Source organism: Duganella phyllosphaerae, assembly GCF_001758785.1.
In the GTDB taxonomy this organism is placed as follows: Bacteria; Pseudomonadota; Gammaproteobacteria; order Burkholderiales; family Burkholderiaceae_D; genus Rugamonas; species Rugamonas phyllosphaerae.
This window is the reverse complement of the sequence record NZ_LROM01000007.1, coordinates 1-16,263: the sequence shown is the minus strand read 5'-3', so window position 1 is coordinate 16,263 and position 16,263 is coordinate 1. Positions and strand designations below refer to the sequence as shown.

At 63.3% G+C, this 16,263-nt stretch carries 13 protein-coding genes and 1 pseudogene; 3 read left to right on the top strand and 11 right to left on the bottom strand.

The window, feature by feature from the left end:
- The first annotated feature begins 40 nt into the window (after window positions 1-40).
- Window positions 41-1,534 carry a leucyl aminopeptidase gene (locus tag DUPY_RS00430; RefSeq protein WP_070245761.1) on the top strand — a complete coding sequence of 498 codons (1,494 nt, stop codon included), beginning with the start codon at window positions 41-43 and terminating at the stop codon, window positions 1,532-1,534.
- Window positions 1,535-1,592: 58 nt separating this feature from the next.
- On the opposite strand, the gene DUPY_RS00425 is transcribed toward DUPY_RS00430, so the two are convergent.
- From DUPY_RS00425 to DUPY_RS29335, 4 genes and pseudogenes are all read right to left on the bottom strand, one after another.
- Window positions 1,593-2,045: a hypothetical protein gene (locus DUPY_RS00425; RefSeq protein WP_229255186.1), complete on the bottom strand. Its 453-nt coding sequence runs from the start codon at window positions 2,043-2,045 to the stop codon at window positions 1,593-1,595.
- Between the two features lie 59 nt (window positions 2,046-2,104).
- On the bottom strand, window positions 2,105-2,293 hold the full coding sequence (locus tag DUPY_RS00420) for a DUF1653 domain-containing protein (protein WP_070245783.1): 189 nt from the start codon (window positions 2,291-2,293) through the stop codon (window positions 2,105-2,107).
- Window positions 2,294-2,331: 38 nt separating this feature from the next.
- Complete coding sequence (locus tag DUPY_RS00415) at window positions 2,332-2,625, bottom strand: hypothetical protein (RefSeq protein ID WP_229255185.1); 294 nt, start codon at window positions 2,623-2,625, stop codon at window positions 2,332-2,334.
- 3 nt (window positions 2,626-2,628) lie between these two features.
- Window positions 2,629-2,748, bottom strand: a pseudogene (locus DUPY_RS29335) (phiTE_015 family protein); the annotation flags it as partial.
- A gap of 431 nt (window positions 2,749-3,179) precedes the next feature.
- Here DUPY_RS29335 and xth point away from each other — a divergent pair.
- On the top strand, window positions 3,180-3,944 hold the full coding sequence (xth, locus tag DUPY_RS00410) for an exodeoxyribonuclease III (RefSeq protein WP_070245782.1): 765 nt from the start codon (window positions 3,180-3,182) through the stop codon (window positions 3,942-3,944).
- Window positions 3,945-3,953: 9 nt separating this feature from the next.
- Here xth and DUPY_RS00405 read toward each other — a convergent pair whose 3' ends face one another.
- From DUPY_RS00405 to prpB, 7 genes are all read right to left on the bottom strand, one after another.
- A complete protein-coding gene (locus DUPY_RS00405) occupies window positions 3,954-6,116 on the bottom strand; it encodes a putative bifunctional diguanylate cyclase/phosphodiesterase (protein WP_229255184.1) in 2,163 nt (720 codons plus the stop codon).
- Between the two features lie 148 nt (window positions 6,117-6,264).
- Window positions 6,265-7,941, bottom strand: coding sequence for a cation acetate symporter (locus tag DUPY_RS00400; RefSeq protein WP_070245759.1), 1,677 nt, complete (start codon window positions 7,939-7,941; stop codon window positions 6,265-6,267).
- The gene (locus DUPY_RS00395; RefSeq protein ID WP_070245781.1) at window positions 7,938-8,246 is read right to left on the bottom strand and encodes a DUF485 domain-containing protein; all 309 of its coding nucleotides are present in this window, start codon (window positions 8,244-8,246) and stop codon (window positions 7,938-7,940) included. The genes DUPY_RS00400 and DUPY_RS00395 overlap by 4 nt, the downstream gene beginning before the upstream one ends.
- A 98-nt stretch (window positions 8,247-8,344) precedes the next feature.
- The gene (prpF, locus tag DUPY_RS00390; RefSeq protein WP_141749354.1) at window positions 8,345-9,532 is read right to left on the bottom strand and encodes a 2-methylaconitate cis-trans isomerase PrpF; all 1,188 of its coding nucleotides are present in this window, start codon (window positions 9,530-9,532) and stop codon (window positions 8,345-8,347) included.
- Window positions 9,533-9,537: 5 nt separating this feature from the next.
- Window positions 9,538-12,135: a Fe/S-dependent 2-methylisocitrate dehydratase AcnD gene (gene acnD / locus DUPY_RS00385; protein WP_070245779.1), complete on the bottom strand. Its 2,598-nt coding sequence runs from the start codon at window positions 12,133-12,135 to the stop codon at window positions 9,538-9,540.
- Window positions 12,136-12,170: 35 nt separating this feature from the next.
- Window positions 12,171-13,322, bottom strand: coding sequence for a bifunctional 2-methylcitrate synthase/citrate synthase (prpC, locus tag DUPY_RS00380; RefSeq protein WP_070245758.1), 1,152 nt, complete (start codon window positions 13,320-13,322; stop codon window positions 12,171-12,173).
- 26 nt (window positions 13,323-13,348) lie between these two features.
- On the bottom strand, window positions 13,349-14,233 hold the full coding sequence (prpB, locus tag DUPY_RS00375; protein ID WP_070245757.1) for a methylisocitrate lyase: 885 nt from the start codon (window positions 14,231-14,233) through the stop codon (window positions 13,349-13,351).
- Window positions 14,234-14,385: 152 nt separating this feature from the next.
- On the opposite strand from prpB, the gene prpR reads away from it, so the two are divergent.
- Window positions 14,386-16,080, top strand: coding sequence for a propionate catabolism operon regulatory protein PrpR (prpR, locus tag DUPY_RS00370; protein ID WP_070245778.1), 1,695 nt, complete (start codon window positions 14,386-14,388; stop codon window positions 16,078-16,080).
- Window positions 16,081-16,263 lie beyond the last annotated feature (183 nt).

Below are 16,263 nucleotides of genomic sequence, written 5' to 3'. Positions count from 1 at the left end.
TCGAGCAGACTGGAAATTCGCACACGTCACGGAGAATCAAATGGACTTTAGCATAAAAGCATTCGACACCAAGAACACCATCGCCTCGGCAAAAGCCGGCGTAGTGGCTGTCGCGGTCTTCGAGAACAAAAAGCTGTCGCAAGCCGCCAAGGCCCTCGATGGATCCGGTGAAATCTCGGCTGCGCTCAAGTCCGGCGACATCACCGGCAAGGCCGGCACCACCCTGCTGCTGCGCGGCGTGCAAGGCGTGGCCGCCGAGCGCGTGCTGCTGGTAGGCCTGGGCAATGAAGAAGCTGTGAGCGAGAAAAGCTTTGCCAGCGGCGTGTCGGCCGCCATCAAGGCCTTCGGCGCCCTGGGTGCGAGCGACGCTATTATCGCACTGCCGATGACCGAAGTGAAAGAGCGCGACGTCAATTGGGCGATCCGCTGCGTAGTCCAGACCGGCCACGAAACCGTGTTCCGCACCGACGGCCAGAAGAGCAAGAAGGATCCGGCGCCGGCAGGCGTGAAAAAGGTCGCGCTGGCCGTGCCCTCCACCACCGAAACCAAGCTGGCGCTGGCCCAGGCCGTGGCGATCGCCAACGGCATGGACCTGACCAAGGAACTGGGCAACCTGTCGGCCAATATCTGCACTCCTACCTACCTGGCCAACACCGCCAAGAAGCTGGGCAAGGACTATAAATTCGACGTCGAAGTGCTGGACCGCAAACAGCTCGAAGCGCTGAAAATGAACAGCTTCCTGTCGGTGACCAACGGCAGCGAGCAGCCGCCGAAGTTCATCATCATCAAGCACATGGGCGGCAAGGCCAAGGATGCGCCGGTGGTGCTGGTCGGTAAAGGCATCACCTTCGACACCGGCGGCATTTCGCTCAAGGCCGGTCCCGGCATGGACGAAATGAAGTACGACATGGGCGGCGCCGCCTCGGTGCTGGGCACCATGCGCGCTATCGGCGAGATGAACCTGAAGCTCAACGTGATCGGCGTAATCGCCAGTTGCGAGAACATGCCGTCGGGCCGCGCCACCAAGCCGGGCGATATCGTCTCGTCGATGAACGGCCTGACCATCGAGATCCTCAACACCGACGCCGAAGGCCGCCTGGTGCTGTGCGACGCACTGACCTACGCCGAGCGCTTCAACCCGGCCGTGGTGCTCGACGTGGCAACGCTCACCGGCGCCTGCATCGTGGCGCTGGGCCACCACAAGAGCGGCCTGTTTACGCGTGACGACGACGTCCACAACGCGCTGGCCGACGAGATCATGGCGGCCGGCAAAGCTGCCGGCGACACCGCGTGGCGCCTGCCGATCGGCGAAGAGTACAACGAGCAGTTGAAGTCCAACTTCGCCGACCTGGCCAATATCGGCAGCCCGGGCGGCGCGTCGTGCACGGCGGCGGCGTTCCTCGAGAACTTCACCCGCAAGTACACCTGGGCGCACCTGGACATCGCCGGCACGGCCTGGAAATCGGGCGGAGCCAAAGGTGCCACCGGCCGTCCGGTGCCGCTGCTGTCGAACTTCCTGATCAACCGGGCGTAAGCCGCACGACCAGGCGGGGTCGGAACCTTGGCAGGGTCCGATCCCAGGCAGCAAGAGTTCAGTACAACGTCACGCCGGCAGCAGGCGGCGGCAATTCGTCGCGCTCCTCGGTCGGCCGCATGATGACCGTCAGAGTTGATGGGAAATCGTAGCCGGCGCCGGTGTTCTGGTCGATGAAGTAACCGACGCCGGCAGTCAGGATCAGGTTGCCCCACAGGTTGCCATTGGGCTTGGGATCGACACGCTCGTACGCCCAGCCCGCCCCCTCCTTCTTGCAGTCGATCCGCAATGGTGCCGAGCTCTTGCGCAAGGTCACCCGGCCGGGCGTAGTGACGAACCATTTGCCGGCGTCGTTGTACAGCACGCAACCCACGCCGCCGATCTGGCGATGGTCGAGCACGGTTTGCACCAGCACGGTTTGTTCGGTGGATTCGCTCAGCGATGCGCAACCGGCACTGCCTGACATGGCCAGTGCGGCAGCGACGATGCGTGCGGTAGGACGGAAAACCATGGTCTGTCTCGGTAATGGATACCGGGACAGTGTAGCAAGGCGAGTGAAGGTTGATTCTCTTAATCAAGAGGCGTAAAGCGTTGCACTTTGACGCCATCAACCTCGATCACCTCGAAAAACACGGCGGCTGGCCGGCACCAGATCGATCCATCCGCTGCGCGGTAAACGATCATGGTGCTCAGATCGGCTTCCAGAGTGGCCTCGCACACCAGTTCGTACAGGCCACCTTTATAGTGCCGGTAACGCACCGGTGTCATGCCAGTCACACTCGTCACGTTCGGCACACTCAGGCGCTTTGCGTGGCGGCAGCCTTGGTGGCGGCAGGTGCTCGCTCTTCAGCTTGCTCCTGCTGCTTTTTCTTGAGGCCGTTGACAACCTTCAGGATGTCGTCCATGCCACCCTGGCCGCCCAGCGACGAGAATGCGTCGAGCACCTCGTTGAGCACCTGGTTGCGCACGGCAGCTTCGTCCTGGCTCACTGCCGGGACGCGTTGCAGCGCCTCGGCGGCACGCTTTTCGGCTGCGGCGGCTTCTTTTTGCGCAGCGGTCTTGCGGCCGCCAGGCGTTTTACCATGTTCCAACGCAGCTTGCCAGATCACCCAGCGACGTTGCGTTTCAAAAACCAGATACTCTTCCGGTTTGTCTTCTCGACGGCGAACGATATGTCCGTCGCGTTGTGCCCATGCCTCAAATGCAGCTCGCATTTTTATTCCTTTGTAAATGCGCTACGCGCAATTCACTGTTAAAACTACAAGATATTTCCGTATAGTACCATTTATTGCATCACCCCAATAACCACTATAGTAGATTATTGCTGTACTGAGGTTGCTCATTGGCAACACTAGTTTTGACTTAATTTTGTAACAGTATATTTCTTATTTGCTATTCTGTCTCGCGCACGAATTCAATTTTGATAACTAGGAGACAGATTTGGCAATTTCCATAGCATTTCACAATTTCTGCAACATTTTAGGCGCTGGAGACAATATTGCGAAGTGTTATTCCACGATTTCTCTGAAAAATCGCCACTATTGGTATCAACCTGGCCGCCTCATCTGTTAAATCCGATTGCGGTAAGATGCGTCTTTGGCTCCGCGCCCCTGCTGCATCAATTCTTCAAGGACATTAACTAGTGATAAAATTAGCTACATGGAATGTTAACTCACTGAACGTAAGACTGCCGCACGTTATGACATGGCTAGAGGCAAATCCCACCGATGTGCTCTGCATACAGGAAACAAAATTAACTGACGACAAGTTCCCGTTCGCCCAGATCGAGGCTGCCGGCTACCACGTGGCGTACGCCGGGCAAAAAACTTATAACGGTGTGGCTATTTTGTCAAAGCTGCCTATCACCGATGTAGTCAGGAACAATCCGCTATTGGACGATCCGCAACAACGCATCCTGGCGGCAACCATCGGCGGCATGCGCGTTGTCTGCGCGTACGTGCCCAATGGCCAAAGCGTGGGTTCCGAAAAATACCAGTACAAGATGGGCTGGCTCGACGCCTTCCATGCATGGATCAGCCAGGAGGAGGCGCAACACCCGCAGCTGGCGGTGCTGGGCGACTACAATATCGCGCCGGAAGACCGCGACGTGCACGATCCCGCTGCATGGGAAGGCGAGGTGCACGTATCGGAACCGGAGCGCGCTGCCTTGCGGCGGCTGCTCGATATCGGCCTGGCCGATGCCTTCCGCCTGTTCGAACAGCCGGAAAAATCTTACAGCTGGTGGGACTACCGTGGACTGGGCTTCCGCCTGAACAAGGGCCTGCGCATCGACCACATCCTGCTGTCGCCGGCGCTGGCGCAGCGCTGCACCGCCTGCGTGATCGATCGCACCCCGCGCAAGTGGGAGCAGCCGTCCGATCACACACCAGTGATTGCCACCATCGAATAAACCGCTAGGTTATACGCCAGCCAGCACCGCATCGCGGCGCGGCAGCAGCAGCCGCGCCTCTTCGTGCGACGCCGGTTCGGAAAACAGGAAACCTTGGGCGAACTGGCAGCCGTTGCGCTGCAAGAGCGCATACTGGCCTTCGTTCTCCACCCCTTCCGCCACCACCGACAGCTGCAAGCTGCCCGACAAGGCGATGATGGCCGCTACGATGGCGCGGTCCTCGGCGCTGTTGGCCAGATCCTTGATGAACGCCCGGTCGATCTTGATCTTCTTGACCGGAAAGCGCTTCAGGTAGGCCAGGCTGGAATAGCCGGTGCCGAAATCGTCAATCGACAGGCGGATGCCCATGGCGTTGATCTGCTCGAGAATTTCCTGGGTCTGTTCGCCATGCTGCATCAGCGCGGTCTCGGTGATCTCGAATTCCAGCAGCGCCGGATCGATGCCGGTCTCGTCGAGAATGCGCCGCACCGAGGCCACCAGGCCGCCATGCATGAACTGGCGCGCCGACAGGTTGACTGCCAGCGGTACCGGCATGAAACCGGCGCGCAGCCACGCCATGCTTTGCTCGCAGGCCTGGCGGATCACCCACTCGCCGATCGGCACGATCAGTCCATTTTCCTCGATGATGGGAATGAAGCAGTCGGGCAGCACCAGATCCTGCTCGTTACGGCGCCAGCGCAGCAGCACTTCCATCGCGTGCAGGCGGCGTGTGCCGATGTCCATGATGGGCTGGTAGGTCAGCGAGAACTGGTCGCGCGCGAGCGCGTTGCGCAGGTTCGATTCGAGCTCGAAATGCTGGGCTGCCGCCTCGTTCATCACCGGCTGGAAGTACTTATAATTGTTCCTGCCGGTGGCCTTGGCATGATACATCGCAGTGTCCGCGTTGCGCATCAGCGTGGCGACATCGGCGCCATCGTCGGGATAAATGCAGATGCCGATCGACGGCGTGATGTGCAGGTGGCGGCCTTCGAGCGGAAAGCTCTCGTCGAGCGCGGCAATGATCTGCTCGGCCACCGCGCTCGCCTCCCCCGCGCCGGCAATACCCGGCAACAGCACCACGAACTCGTCGCCGCCCAGGCGCGCCACGGTATCGCTGGCGCGCACTGCGCAGCACAGGCGATTCGCTACTTCCTTGAGCAGCTGGTCGCCGGTCATGTGGCCGAGCGAATCGTTGATGGTCTTGAAGCGATCGAGGTCGATGAACATCATGGCCAGCTGGCGCTGCGAGCGCCGGGCGTTGAGCATGGCGCGGTCGAGTCGGTCCGACAGCAACGCGCGGTTCGGCAGTCCGGTCAGGCTGTCATGGTAGGCCATGTGGTGCACCCGGGCTTCGGCCTGGCGCCGTTCGATGATCTCGCCCTGCAGCAGGGCGTTGGCGCCGGCCAGTTCGGCGGTGCGCTCGAGCACCCGCACTTCCAGCTCATCGCGCGCGCGGCTCACCGCCTCGGCAGCCTCGCGGCGCGCGGTGATGTCATCCACCAGCCACACCGACCGGCCGCGCGGATGCGCCAGGTCGAACGGACGGCCGGACAGGCGCGCCCAGAACGCGGTGCCGTCGCGGCGTACCAGTTCGTACTCGGACACGTTGATGCGACCAGCCATGAAGTCGCGCATGGTCTCGGCACGCGCCGCCTGCCAGGCCGCCTTGTCGGCATAAAAGGCCTGCACACTGAGGTTGTTCATGCCGCCCGGCGGGTAGCCGAACAGCTCTTCCATCTTGGTGTTGCAGTGCAGGTTACGCCCCTCCTCCACCACCGAGATGCCGAGCACCGCGCTATCGAGGATGGCCTGGTTTTCCAGCAGCGCGTTGTGCAGCGCGCGCTGGTCGCGTCGCACGTCGCTGATGTCGTTGAAGACGATGGTCGCGCCCTCGATATCGGCGCCGGCCGGCAGCGGCTTGACCCAGGCCTGGACCGCAAAATAGTGGCCGCTGGCGGGAGTCAGGTAAGTATCCCAGCGTGCACCCGGCGTGGCGGTGGCCAGGCGGGCCACGCTGGCCTCGCGCACATGGAGCGTAAACAATTTATCCACGCCCAGGCCGCACGGGTCGCGCCCGAGCAAAGTCACCAGTTCTGCGTTGGCAGCCATGACCGTGCCGTCCACGCCATAAGCGCAAGCGGGGACGCCGATCAGCGCCAGCGCGCCGGCGACAAAATCCGTATTGGTCAGCATAAGGCCCCTGAGAAATCGATAAACATGACAACTTATTATTGTTAGTTGACAGATGTTAAACCATCTCCAGGGCTTTGGGGGGCATAAAACGACAATGCCCGGTAAAAACCGGGCATTGTCGTGACAAGCTTGCTACTTTCTTGCTACATCAGTGGCCGCTGGCGCCTTCTGCGCCGATACCGGTTTCCGAACGCACGGTCTGGGCTTCGAAGCCGTCGCGGTCGATGCGGGCACGCGGGCCTTTATCGGTGATCGAGAACAGCCAGATGCCGACGAAGCCGACGATCATCGAGAACAGTGCCGGCGAAGCGTAAGGGAACAGTGGCTCGGCCTTGCCGAACACGTCCACCCATACCGATTTCGACACCACGGTCAGTCCCACCGCCGTGAACAGGCCGAGGAAACCGCCGACCGTCGCGCCCCGGGTGGTGCAGTCTTTCCACAGCACCGACATGAACAGGACCGGGAAGTTGGCCGAGGCAGCAATCGCGAACGCCAGTGACACCATGAACGCGATGTTCTGCTTCTCGAACACGATGCCCAGCACCACGGCGACAATACCGAGGGCGATGGTGGTCATTTTCGAGACGCGCAGTTCGTCGGCGCCGGTGGCCTTGCCCTTCTTGATCACGGTGGCGTAGATGTCGTGCGATACCGCCGATGCGCCCGACAGGGTCAGGCCGGCAACCACCGCCAGGATGGTGGCGAAGGCCACGGCCGAAATGAAGCCGAGGAAGACGTCGCCGCCGACCGCCTTGGCCAGGTGCACCGCCGCCATGTTGTTACCGCCCAGGAGCTTGCCCGCCGCATCCTTGAATTCGGGATTGGTGCCCACCAAAACGATGGCGCCGAAACCGATGATGAAGGTCAGCACGTAGAAGTAGCCGATCCAGGTGGTGGCCCACAGTACCGACTTGCGTGCTTCTTTCGCATTCGGGACGGTGAAGAAGCGCATCAGGATATGCGGCAGGCCTGCAGTACCGAACATCAGCGCCATGCCGAACGAGATCGCCGAAATCGGATCCTTGATGAACGTGCCCGGGCCCATGATGGCGTCCTTGTTGGCGTGGACTTCCACGGCCTTGGCGAACAGTTTTTCAGGGCTGAAGCTGAACTGCGCCAGTACCGCCAGCGCCATGAAGCTGGCGCCGCCCAGCAGCATCACCGCCTTGATGATCTGCACCCAGGTGGTGGCGGTCATGCCGCCGAACAGCACGTAAATCATCATCAAGGTACCAACCAGTACGACCGCGATCCAGTATTCGAGGCCGAACAGCAGTTTGATCAACTGGCCGGCGCCGACCATCTGCGCGATCAGGTAGAACGCCACCACGACCAGGGTGCCGGAGGCAGCGAAAATGCGGATCGGCTTTTGCGCAAAACGATAAGCGGCAACGTCGGCAAAGGTGAAGCGGCCCAGGTTGCGCAGGCGCTCGGCCATCAGGAAGGTAATCACCGGCCAGCCGACCAGGAAGCCGATGGCGTAGATAAGGCCATCGTAACCGTTGAGGAACACGGCGGCGGAAATACCGAGGAACGATGCGGCCGACATGAAGTCGCCGGCAATCGCCAGGCCATTCTGGAAGCCGGTAATGCCGCCGCCGGCGGTGTAGAAGTCGGCGGCCGACTTGGTCTTGGCGGCAGCCCACTTGGTGACCCACAGCGTAAACAGCACGAAGACGCCGAACATGGCGATCGCGGTCCAGTTGGTGGCCTGCTTGGTGGCCTGGCCCAGGTCGCCGCCGGCAGCGTACACAACGCCGCTGACTGCTGCGCCGATCAGGGCGGAGGCGACGATCGCCAGTTGACGGTTCGAGGCGCTCATGCTTTCACCCGTGCGGCGATGGCGGTGGTCAGATCGTCGTATTCGCGGTTGGCGCGACGCACGTAGATGCCGGTGATGATGACGGTGAAGACGATCACGAACAGGCCGATCGGCATGCCCCAGGTCATCACGCCATCGCCGGTCCTGGAAGCGAGCAGCTCTTTGTCGAACGCGATCAGGAGGATGTAGCCGTAATAGACCACCATCATCATCGCGGTAAGGATCCAGCCGAACCGGGAGCGCGCCTTGACCAGTTTATGGTAATTGGGGTCGGCTTTGATTTTTTGAACCAAATCGTCTTGCATCATCTGTCTCCATTTATTGAGGAACCTGCCCATTTAGCTGAGCTTGAGCCCACAATAAGCTGCGAGACTTACCGCTGGCTTACACGCGCTCCGATAGACTAAGCTCTGACCCAACCTTCCATCAGGATGCGCGCGCTGCGGCTCATCACCGCTTTGACCACGCGCCACTGGCCGTCCTGCTGCACGGCTTCGGCGCCCACGCGCAAGGTGCCCGACGGGTGGCCGAAGCGCACCACGTGGCGCTCGCCGCCGCCGGCCGCCAGGTTGACCAGCGTACCGGGAATGGCGGCTGCGGCGCCGATGGCCACTGCGGCGGTACCCATCATGGCGTGGTGCAATTTGCCCATCGAGAGCGCGCGCACCAGCAAGTCGATATCGCCTGCTGACACCTGCCTGCCGCTTGACGCCACGTAGGGCGCCGGCGGCGCCACGAAAGCCACTTTGGGGGTGTGCTGGCGTTGCGCGGCCTGCTCCAGGGTGGCCACGAGGCCCATGCGCACGGCGCCGTGCACACGGATGGTTTCGAACATGGCCAGCGCGCGCGCGTCGCCATTGATCGCGTCTTGCAGTTCGGCGCCGGTGCAGCCCACCGCCTGCGCCTCGATGAAGATGGTGGGTATGCCGGCGTTGATCATGGTGGCGCGCAGCGTGCCGATGCCTGGCACTTCGAGGTCGTCGATCAATTGGCCGGTGGGGAACATGGCGCTGCTGGTGCTATTAGCACCGGCGCCCTCCTCGTCTGCCGCCGGATCCATGAATTCGAGCACCACCTCGGCCGCCGGAAAGGTCACGCCATCGAGCTCGAAGTCGCCCAGCTCCTGCACCTGGCCGCCCGTCATCGGGATATGGGCGATGATGGTCTTGCCGATATTGGCCTGCCAGATGCGCACCACGGCCACGCCGACGTGCGGCACGCGCGCGGCATCGACCAGCCCGGCCTGGATCGCGAACGCACCGACGGCTGCCGACAGGTTGCCACAGTTGCCGCTCCAGTCAACGAACGGGCGGTCGATGGCGACCTGGCCGAACAGGTAATCGACATCGTGATCGGCTTTGGTGGCCGGCGCCACGATTACCGCCTTGCTGGTGCTCGAGGTGCCGTTGCCCATGCCGTCGATCTGCTTGCCGTAGGGGTCGGGGCTGCCGATCACGCGCAGCAGCAGCGCATCGCGCGCAGCACCGGGTACTTGGGCAGCGGGCGGCAAATCCTGCAGGCGGAAGAATACCCCCTTGCTGGTACCGCCACGCATATAGGTGGCGGGGATTCTGGTCTGTTGGTTCATCATGCGGCCTATGCGGTTTTATGCTGTTGCAGGAAATCCTGTGCGAAGCGCTGCAGCACGCCACCCGCTTCGTAGATCGACACTTCTTCCTGGGTGTCGAGCCGGCAGATCACCGGTGTTTCCACCCGCTCTCCGCTGCGGCGGTGGATCACCAGCGTGAGCATGGCGCGCGGCGTGCGTGCGCCCACCACGTCGTAAGTCTCGGTGCCATCCAGCGCCAGCGTCAGGCGGTTGACGCCTGGCGTAAATTCCAGCGGCAGTACGCCCATGCCCACCAGGTTGGTACGGTGGATGCGCTCGAAGCCCTCGGCGGCAATCGCTTCCACGCCGGCCAGGCGCACGCCCTTGGCGGCCCAGTCGCGCGACGAACCCTGGCCGTAGTCGGCACCAGCGACCACGATCAGCGGCTGCTTGCGCTCCATGTACGATTCGATGGCTTCCCACATGCGCGTGACCGTGCCCTCTGGTTCCACCCGCGCCAGCGACCCGGCGATGACCTTGCCGGCGGCGTCGCGCACCATCTCGTTTTTCAGGGTGGGATTGGCAAATGTGGCGCGCTGCGCGGTCAGGTGGTCGCCGCGATGGGTGGCGTAGGAATTGAAGTCCTCTTCCGGCAGGCCCATTTTTGCCAGGTACTCGCCGGCCGCGCTGTCGGCCATGATGGCGTTCGATGGCGACAGGTGGTCGGTGGTGATGTTATCGCCGAGCAGCGCCAGCGGCCGCATGCCGGTAAGCGACCGCGCGCCAGCCAGTGCCCCTTCCCAGTACGGCGGGCGGCGGATGTAGGTGGTATGCGGGCGCCAGTCGTACAGCGGGCTGACCGCCACGCCATCATCAGCCTCGCGGGCGAACATCGGGATGTACACCTTGCGGAACTGCTCGGGTTTCACGCTGGCCGCAACGACCGCATCGATCTCGGCGTCGGACGGCCAGATGTCGGCCAGTTTGACCGGACAGCCGCCAGCGTCCACGCCCAGCACATCCTTTTCGATATCGAAGCGGATGGTGCCGGCAATCGCATACGCCACCACCAGCGGCGGCGAGGCCAGGAAGGCCTGCTTGGCATACGGGTGAATGCGGCCGTCGAAATTGCGGTTGCCCGACAGGACGGCGGTGGCGTACAGGTCGCGCTCTATCACCTCCTGCTGGATGCTTGGCTCGAGCGCGCCCGACATGCCATTGCACGACGTGCAGGCGTAAGCGACCACGCCAAAGCCCAGTTGTTCAAGTTCGGCCATCAGCCCGGCCGCTTCCAGGTACAGCGTGACGGTCTTCGAACCGGGCGCCAGCGACGACTTGACCCACGGCTTGCGCGTGAGGCCCCGCGCATTGGCGTTACGGGCCAGCAGGCCGGCGGCGATCATGTTGCGCGGGTTGTTGGTGTTGGTACAGCTGGTAATGGCCGCGATGATGCAGGCGCCGTCAGGCATCAGGCCCGGTTCGTTTTCCACCACGCCGCTGATGCCACGGGCGGCGAGTTCCGACGTCGGCACGCGGCTGTGCGGGTTCGACGGTCCGGCGATATTGCGCACCACCGACGACAGGTCGAACGTCAATACGCGCTCGTACTGCGCGGTGGCCAGCGCGTCGGCCCACAGGCCAGTCTCTTTCGCATAGGTTTCCACCAGCTTGACCGTGTCTTCATCGCGGCCGGTCAGGCGCAAATACTTGATCGTCTGCTCGTCGATGTAGAACATGGCGGCGGTGGAGCCGTATTCGGGCGCCATATTGGAAATCGTGGCGCGGTCGCCCAGCGTCAGGTGGGCGGCGCCTTCGCCGAAGAACTCCAGGTACGACGACACCACTTTCTGTTTGCGCAAAAATTCGGTCAGCGCCAGCACGGTGTCGGTGGCGGTGATGCCGGGGCCGGGCTTGCCGGTCAGTTCCACGCCGATGATGTCGGGCAGGCGCATCCACGAGGCGCGGCCCAGCATCACGCTTTCCGCTTCCAGGCCGCCGACGCCGATGGCAATCACGCCGAGCGCATCGACCATCGGCGTGTGCGAGTCGGTGCCGACCAGGGTGTCGGGAAAGGCCACGCCGTCCTGGGCCTGGATCACCGGCGACATGCGCTCGAGATTGATCTGGTGCAGGATGCCGTTACCGGGCGGGATCACATCGACGTTCTTGAATGCCTTCTTGGTCCATTCGATGAAGTCGAAACGGTCTTCGTTGCGGCGGTCTTCGATGGCGCGGTTCTTGGCAAAGGCATCGGGATCGAAGCCGCCGCATTCCACCGCCAGCGAATGATCGACCACCAGCTGGGTGGGCACCACCGGGTTGACCAGCGCCGGGTCGCCGCCTTGCAGGGCGATGGCGTCGCGCAGGCCGGCCAGGTCCACCAGCGCGGTCTGGCCGAGGATGTCGTGGCAGACCACGCGGGCCGGGAACCAAGGAAAATCGAGGTCGCGGCGGCGCTCGATCAGTTGCGCCAGCGAGGCATCGAGCGTGGCGGGGTCGCAGCGGCGCACCAGGTTTTCGGCCAGCACGCGCGAGGTGTACGGCAGCCCGTCCCAGGCACCCGGTTGAATCGCCTCGACAGCGGCGCGCGCGTCGAAGTAATCGAGCGCAGTGCCGGGTAGCGGCTTGCGGAACTGCGTGTTCATCGCGATGCTCATGGACTTGCTCATCGATTTGCTCATCATGCACGGTCCTCGATCGGCACGAATTGCAGGTCTTCGGGACCGACATAGTTGGCGGACGGGCGAATGATCTTGTTGTCGATGCGCTGCTCGATCACGTGCGCGGCCCAGCCCGACGTGCGCGAGATGACGAACAGCGGGGTAAACATCGCGGTCGGCACGCCCATCATGTGGTACGACACGGCCGAGAACCAGTCCAGGTTGGGGAACATCTTTTTCACGTCCCACATCACGGTTTCGAGCCGCTCGGCGATGTCGAACATTTTCATCGAGCCGCCGTCCTGCGACAGCTGGCGCGCCACTTCCTTGATCACCACGTTGCGCGGATCGGAAATCGTGTATACGGGATGGCCGAAGCCGATCACCACTTCCTTGTTGGCCACGCGGTTGCGGATGTCCGCTTCCGCTTCGTCGGCGTTTTCGTAGCGCTTCTGTATCTCGAACGCGAACTCGTTGGCGCCGCCGTGCTTGGGACCGCGCAGCGCGCCGATGGCGCCGGTAATGGCCGAGTGCATGTCGGAACCGGTGCCGGCGATCACGCGGCCGGTAAAGGTGGACGCATTGAATTCGTGTTCGGCGTACAGGATCAGCGACGTGTGCATGGCGCGCACCCAGCTCTCGGGCGGCTTGAAGCCGTGCAGCAGGTGCAGGAAGTGGCCGCCGATCGAGTCGTCGTCGGTTTGCACCTCGATGCGCTTGCCATTATGGCTGTAATGGTACCAGTACAGCAGCATCGAGCCGAACGACGCCATCAGGCGGTCGGCGATGTCGCGCGCACCCGGCACGTTATGGTCGTCCTTCTCCGGCAGCACGCAGCCCAGTACCGAGGCGCCGGTGCGCATCACGTCCATCGGGTGGGCCGCTGCCGGCAAGGCTTCGAGCGCGGATTTGACTGCCTGCGGCAGGCCGCGCAGCGAGCGCAGCTTGGCCTTGTAGCCACGCAGCTCGCCGTCGTTGGGCAGCTTGCCGTGCACCAGCAGGTAGGCGATTTCCTCGAACTCGCTGGTGGTGGCCAGGTCGAGGATGTCGTAGCCGCGGTAGTGCAGGTCGTTGCCGGTCTTGCCGACCGAGCATAGCGCCGTGTTACCGGCAGCGACGCCGGACAGGGCGACGGATTTTTTGGGTTTGAAGGTGGTGGTGGTATCGGACATGATGGTCTCCTGAGATCCGTAAACGATTATTTTTTTTGCGCGGCAAACAGGACATCGAGCTTCTGCTCGAAGCTGTGGTAATTGATCCGTTCATACAGCTCGGCGCGCGTCTGCATGGTATCGAGCACGTTCTGCTGGGTGCCGTCGCGGCGAATCGCGTCATAGACGTTTTCGGCCGCCTTGTTCATGGCGCGGAACGCCGACAGCGGGTACAGCACCAGGCCCACGTCGGCGTCGCGCAGCTCGTCCACCGTAAACAGCGGGGTGGAGCCGAACTCGGTGATATTGGCCAGCACCGGTACCTTGACGGCGGCGGCAAACTGCTTGTACATCTCGAGACTGATCATCGCTTCGGGGAAGATCATGTCGGCGCCCGCCTCCACGCATGCGACGGCGCGGGCAATCGCCGCGTCCAGGCCTTCGACGGCCAGCGCGTCGGTGCGGGCCATGATCACGAACTGGTCGTCGGTGCGCGCATCGACGGCAGCGCTCACGCGGTCCACCATCTCCTGCTGCGAGACAATTTCCTTGCCGGGCCGGTGGCCGCAGCGCTTGGCGCCCACCTGGTCTTCGATGTGCATGGCGGCGGCGCCGGCCTTGATCATGGTCTTGACGGTGCGCGCGACGTTGAAGGCCGAAGCGCCAAAGCCGGTGTCGGCATCGACCAGGAGCGGCAGGTCGCACACGTCGGTGATGCGGCGGATATCGGTGAGCACGTCGTCCAGGCTGGAGATGCCGAGGTCGGGCAAGCCCAGGGAGCCGGCCGCCACGCCGCCGCCCGACAGATAGATGGCGCGGAAACCGGCGCGCTTGGCCAGCAAGGCGTGGTTGGCGTTGATGGCGCCGACCACCTGCAACGGCGATTCTTCTTGCACAGCCTGGCGGAATGCGGCGCCTGCGGAATAACTCATGGGTGACCTTTCAATGTTGCGGTGAAGTTGGTCAACTTATTGCAAACGCCGTGCCACCCTTGTGTTCTTTAAAAATCAAGCACTTACAGACTTACCATGTTTCATCAGCGTTTCATTCTGAAACATCGAAACAGATGGGCTACAATTGCAACATGCGAACTGCCCCTTCCCTGCCGCTCGACCCCGACGATAAACCAGTGATCTGGACCGTTTCCGTCTCGCGCCTGTCCGACCTGTTCCGCCACATCACGCTCGAATACGACAACCGCGCCAGCATCGAACAAATCCACCTCGGTTTCGACGACGCCGTGCGCCACATTCGCGCGCGCCTGGCCACCGAGCGCTGCGACGCCGTGATCGCTGCCGGCTCCAACGCCGCCTACCTGCGCAGCCGGCTGTCGGTGCCGGTGGTGGTGGCCCGCTTCAGCGGCTTCGATGTACTGCAGGCGCTGGCGCGGGCGCGGCGCGTGTCACCGCACGTGGGCATCGTCACCTACCAGGAGCGGCTGCAGGAGCTGGCCGAGTTCACCGCCACCTTCGACATCAACGTGGCGCAGCGTACCTACATCACCGAGGAAGATGCCCGTGACCAGGTCAACGATTTAAAAGCGGCCGGCATCAAGGCCATCGTCGGCGCCGGCCGCATCACCGACCTGGCCGAGGAAGCGGGATTGACCGGCGTGTTCGTGTATTCGGCGGCGTCGGTGCGCCATGCCTTCGACGACGCGCTGGAACTGGCGCGGCTAACCCAGCTCGAAGCGAGCCGGGGCCGCGCGCGTGGCGCCGGTTCCAGCACCGGCGCGGCGGCCGACACCCTGCGCGCGCGCCATGGCATCACCGACCTGCGCGGCGAATCGGCTGCCATGGAAACCGTGCGCCAGACGGTGGTGCTGTACGCGAAATCGCCGGCCACGGTATTGATCTTTGGCGAGACCGGCAGCGGCAAGGAACTGGCCGCCCAGGCCATCCACAACGAGGGCCCGCGCCGCCTGGGGCAGAACCGGCCCTTCGTGGCGGTCAACTGCGGCGCCATTGCCGAGTCGCTGCTGGAATCGGAGCTGTTCGGCCATGAAGAAGGTGCATTTACCGGCGCACGGCGCGGCGGCCACGCCGGCCTGTTCGAGGCTGCCAACCACGGCACCCTGTTCCTCGATGAAATCGGCGAAATGCCGCTCACGCTGCAAACGCGTTTATTACGAGTGCTGGAAGAACGGCAGGTAGTGCGGGTGGGCGGCACCCGGCCGATAAGCGTCGAGGTGCGCATCATCAGCGCCACCCACTGCGACCTGGAACAGCGCGTGCGCGATGGCCGCTTCCGCGCCGACCTGTTCTACCGGCTGGCGGTGCTGCGGCTGACGCTGCCGCCGCTGCGCGCGCGGCCCGGCGACGTGACAGCGCTGGCCGAGTGGTCGCTCAAACATGCGCTGGCGTCGCTGGGCGCCAGGCCGCATCCCAACCTGCGCGCCGAGATGGCCGCCTGCGCGCCGCTGCTGCAAGCATACGCCTGGCCCGGCAACGTGCGCGAGCTGCGCAACCTGGCCGAACGCCTGGCACTATTCCTGGCGGCCGAGCCGCTGCAGGCGCTCACACCCGCGTTCATCGTGGGCGTGGCGCCGGAGCTGGGCGGCCACGCCGGTGTTGGCGCCGGTGGCGCTGCTACCGGCGCCACTGCATCGTCGCCCGGCATCGGCCGCGCGCACCGCGACACGGCCAGCGCAACAGAGGTGCTGGCCCGCTTCGACGGCCGGCGCGACGCCGCTGCCGACTACCTGGGCATCAGCCGCACCACGCTATGGCGCCGGCTACGTGCCGAGGCTGACAACCAGGAGCAGCTGCAACGCGATTAGCGACATCGGCGCACCAACCGCAAACGCTGTGAGCCCCGGAGCCTGACCTTAATGCCGTTAAGTTAAGCTCCGCATATCCGTCGTACCCGCGCAGGCGGGTACCCAAGTTCTGCGAAATTCGCCGAAATGCCCGCCAAATTGGGTCCCCGCCTGCGCGGGGACGACGTTTTTAAGCAAACAAAT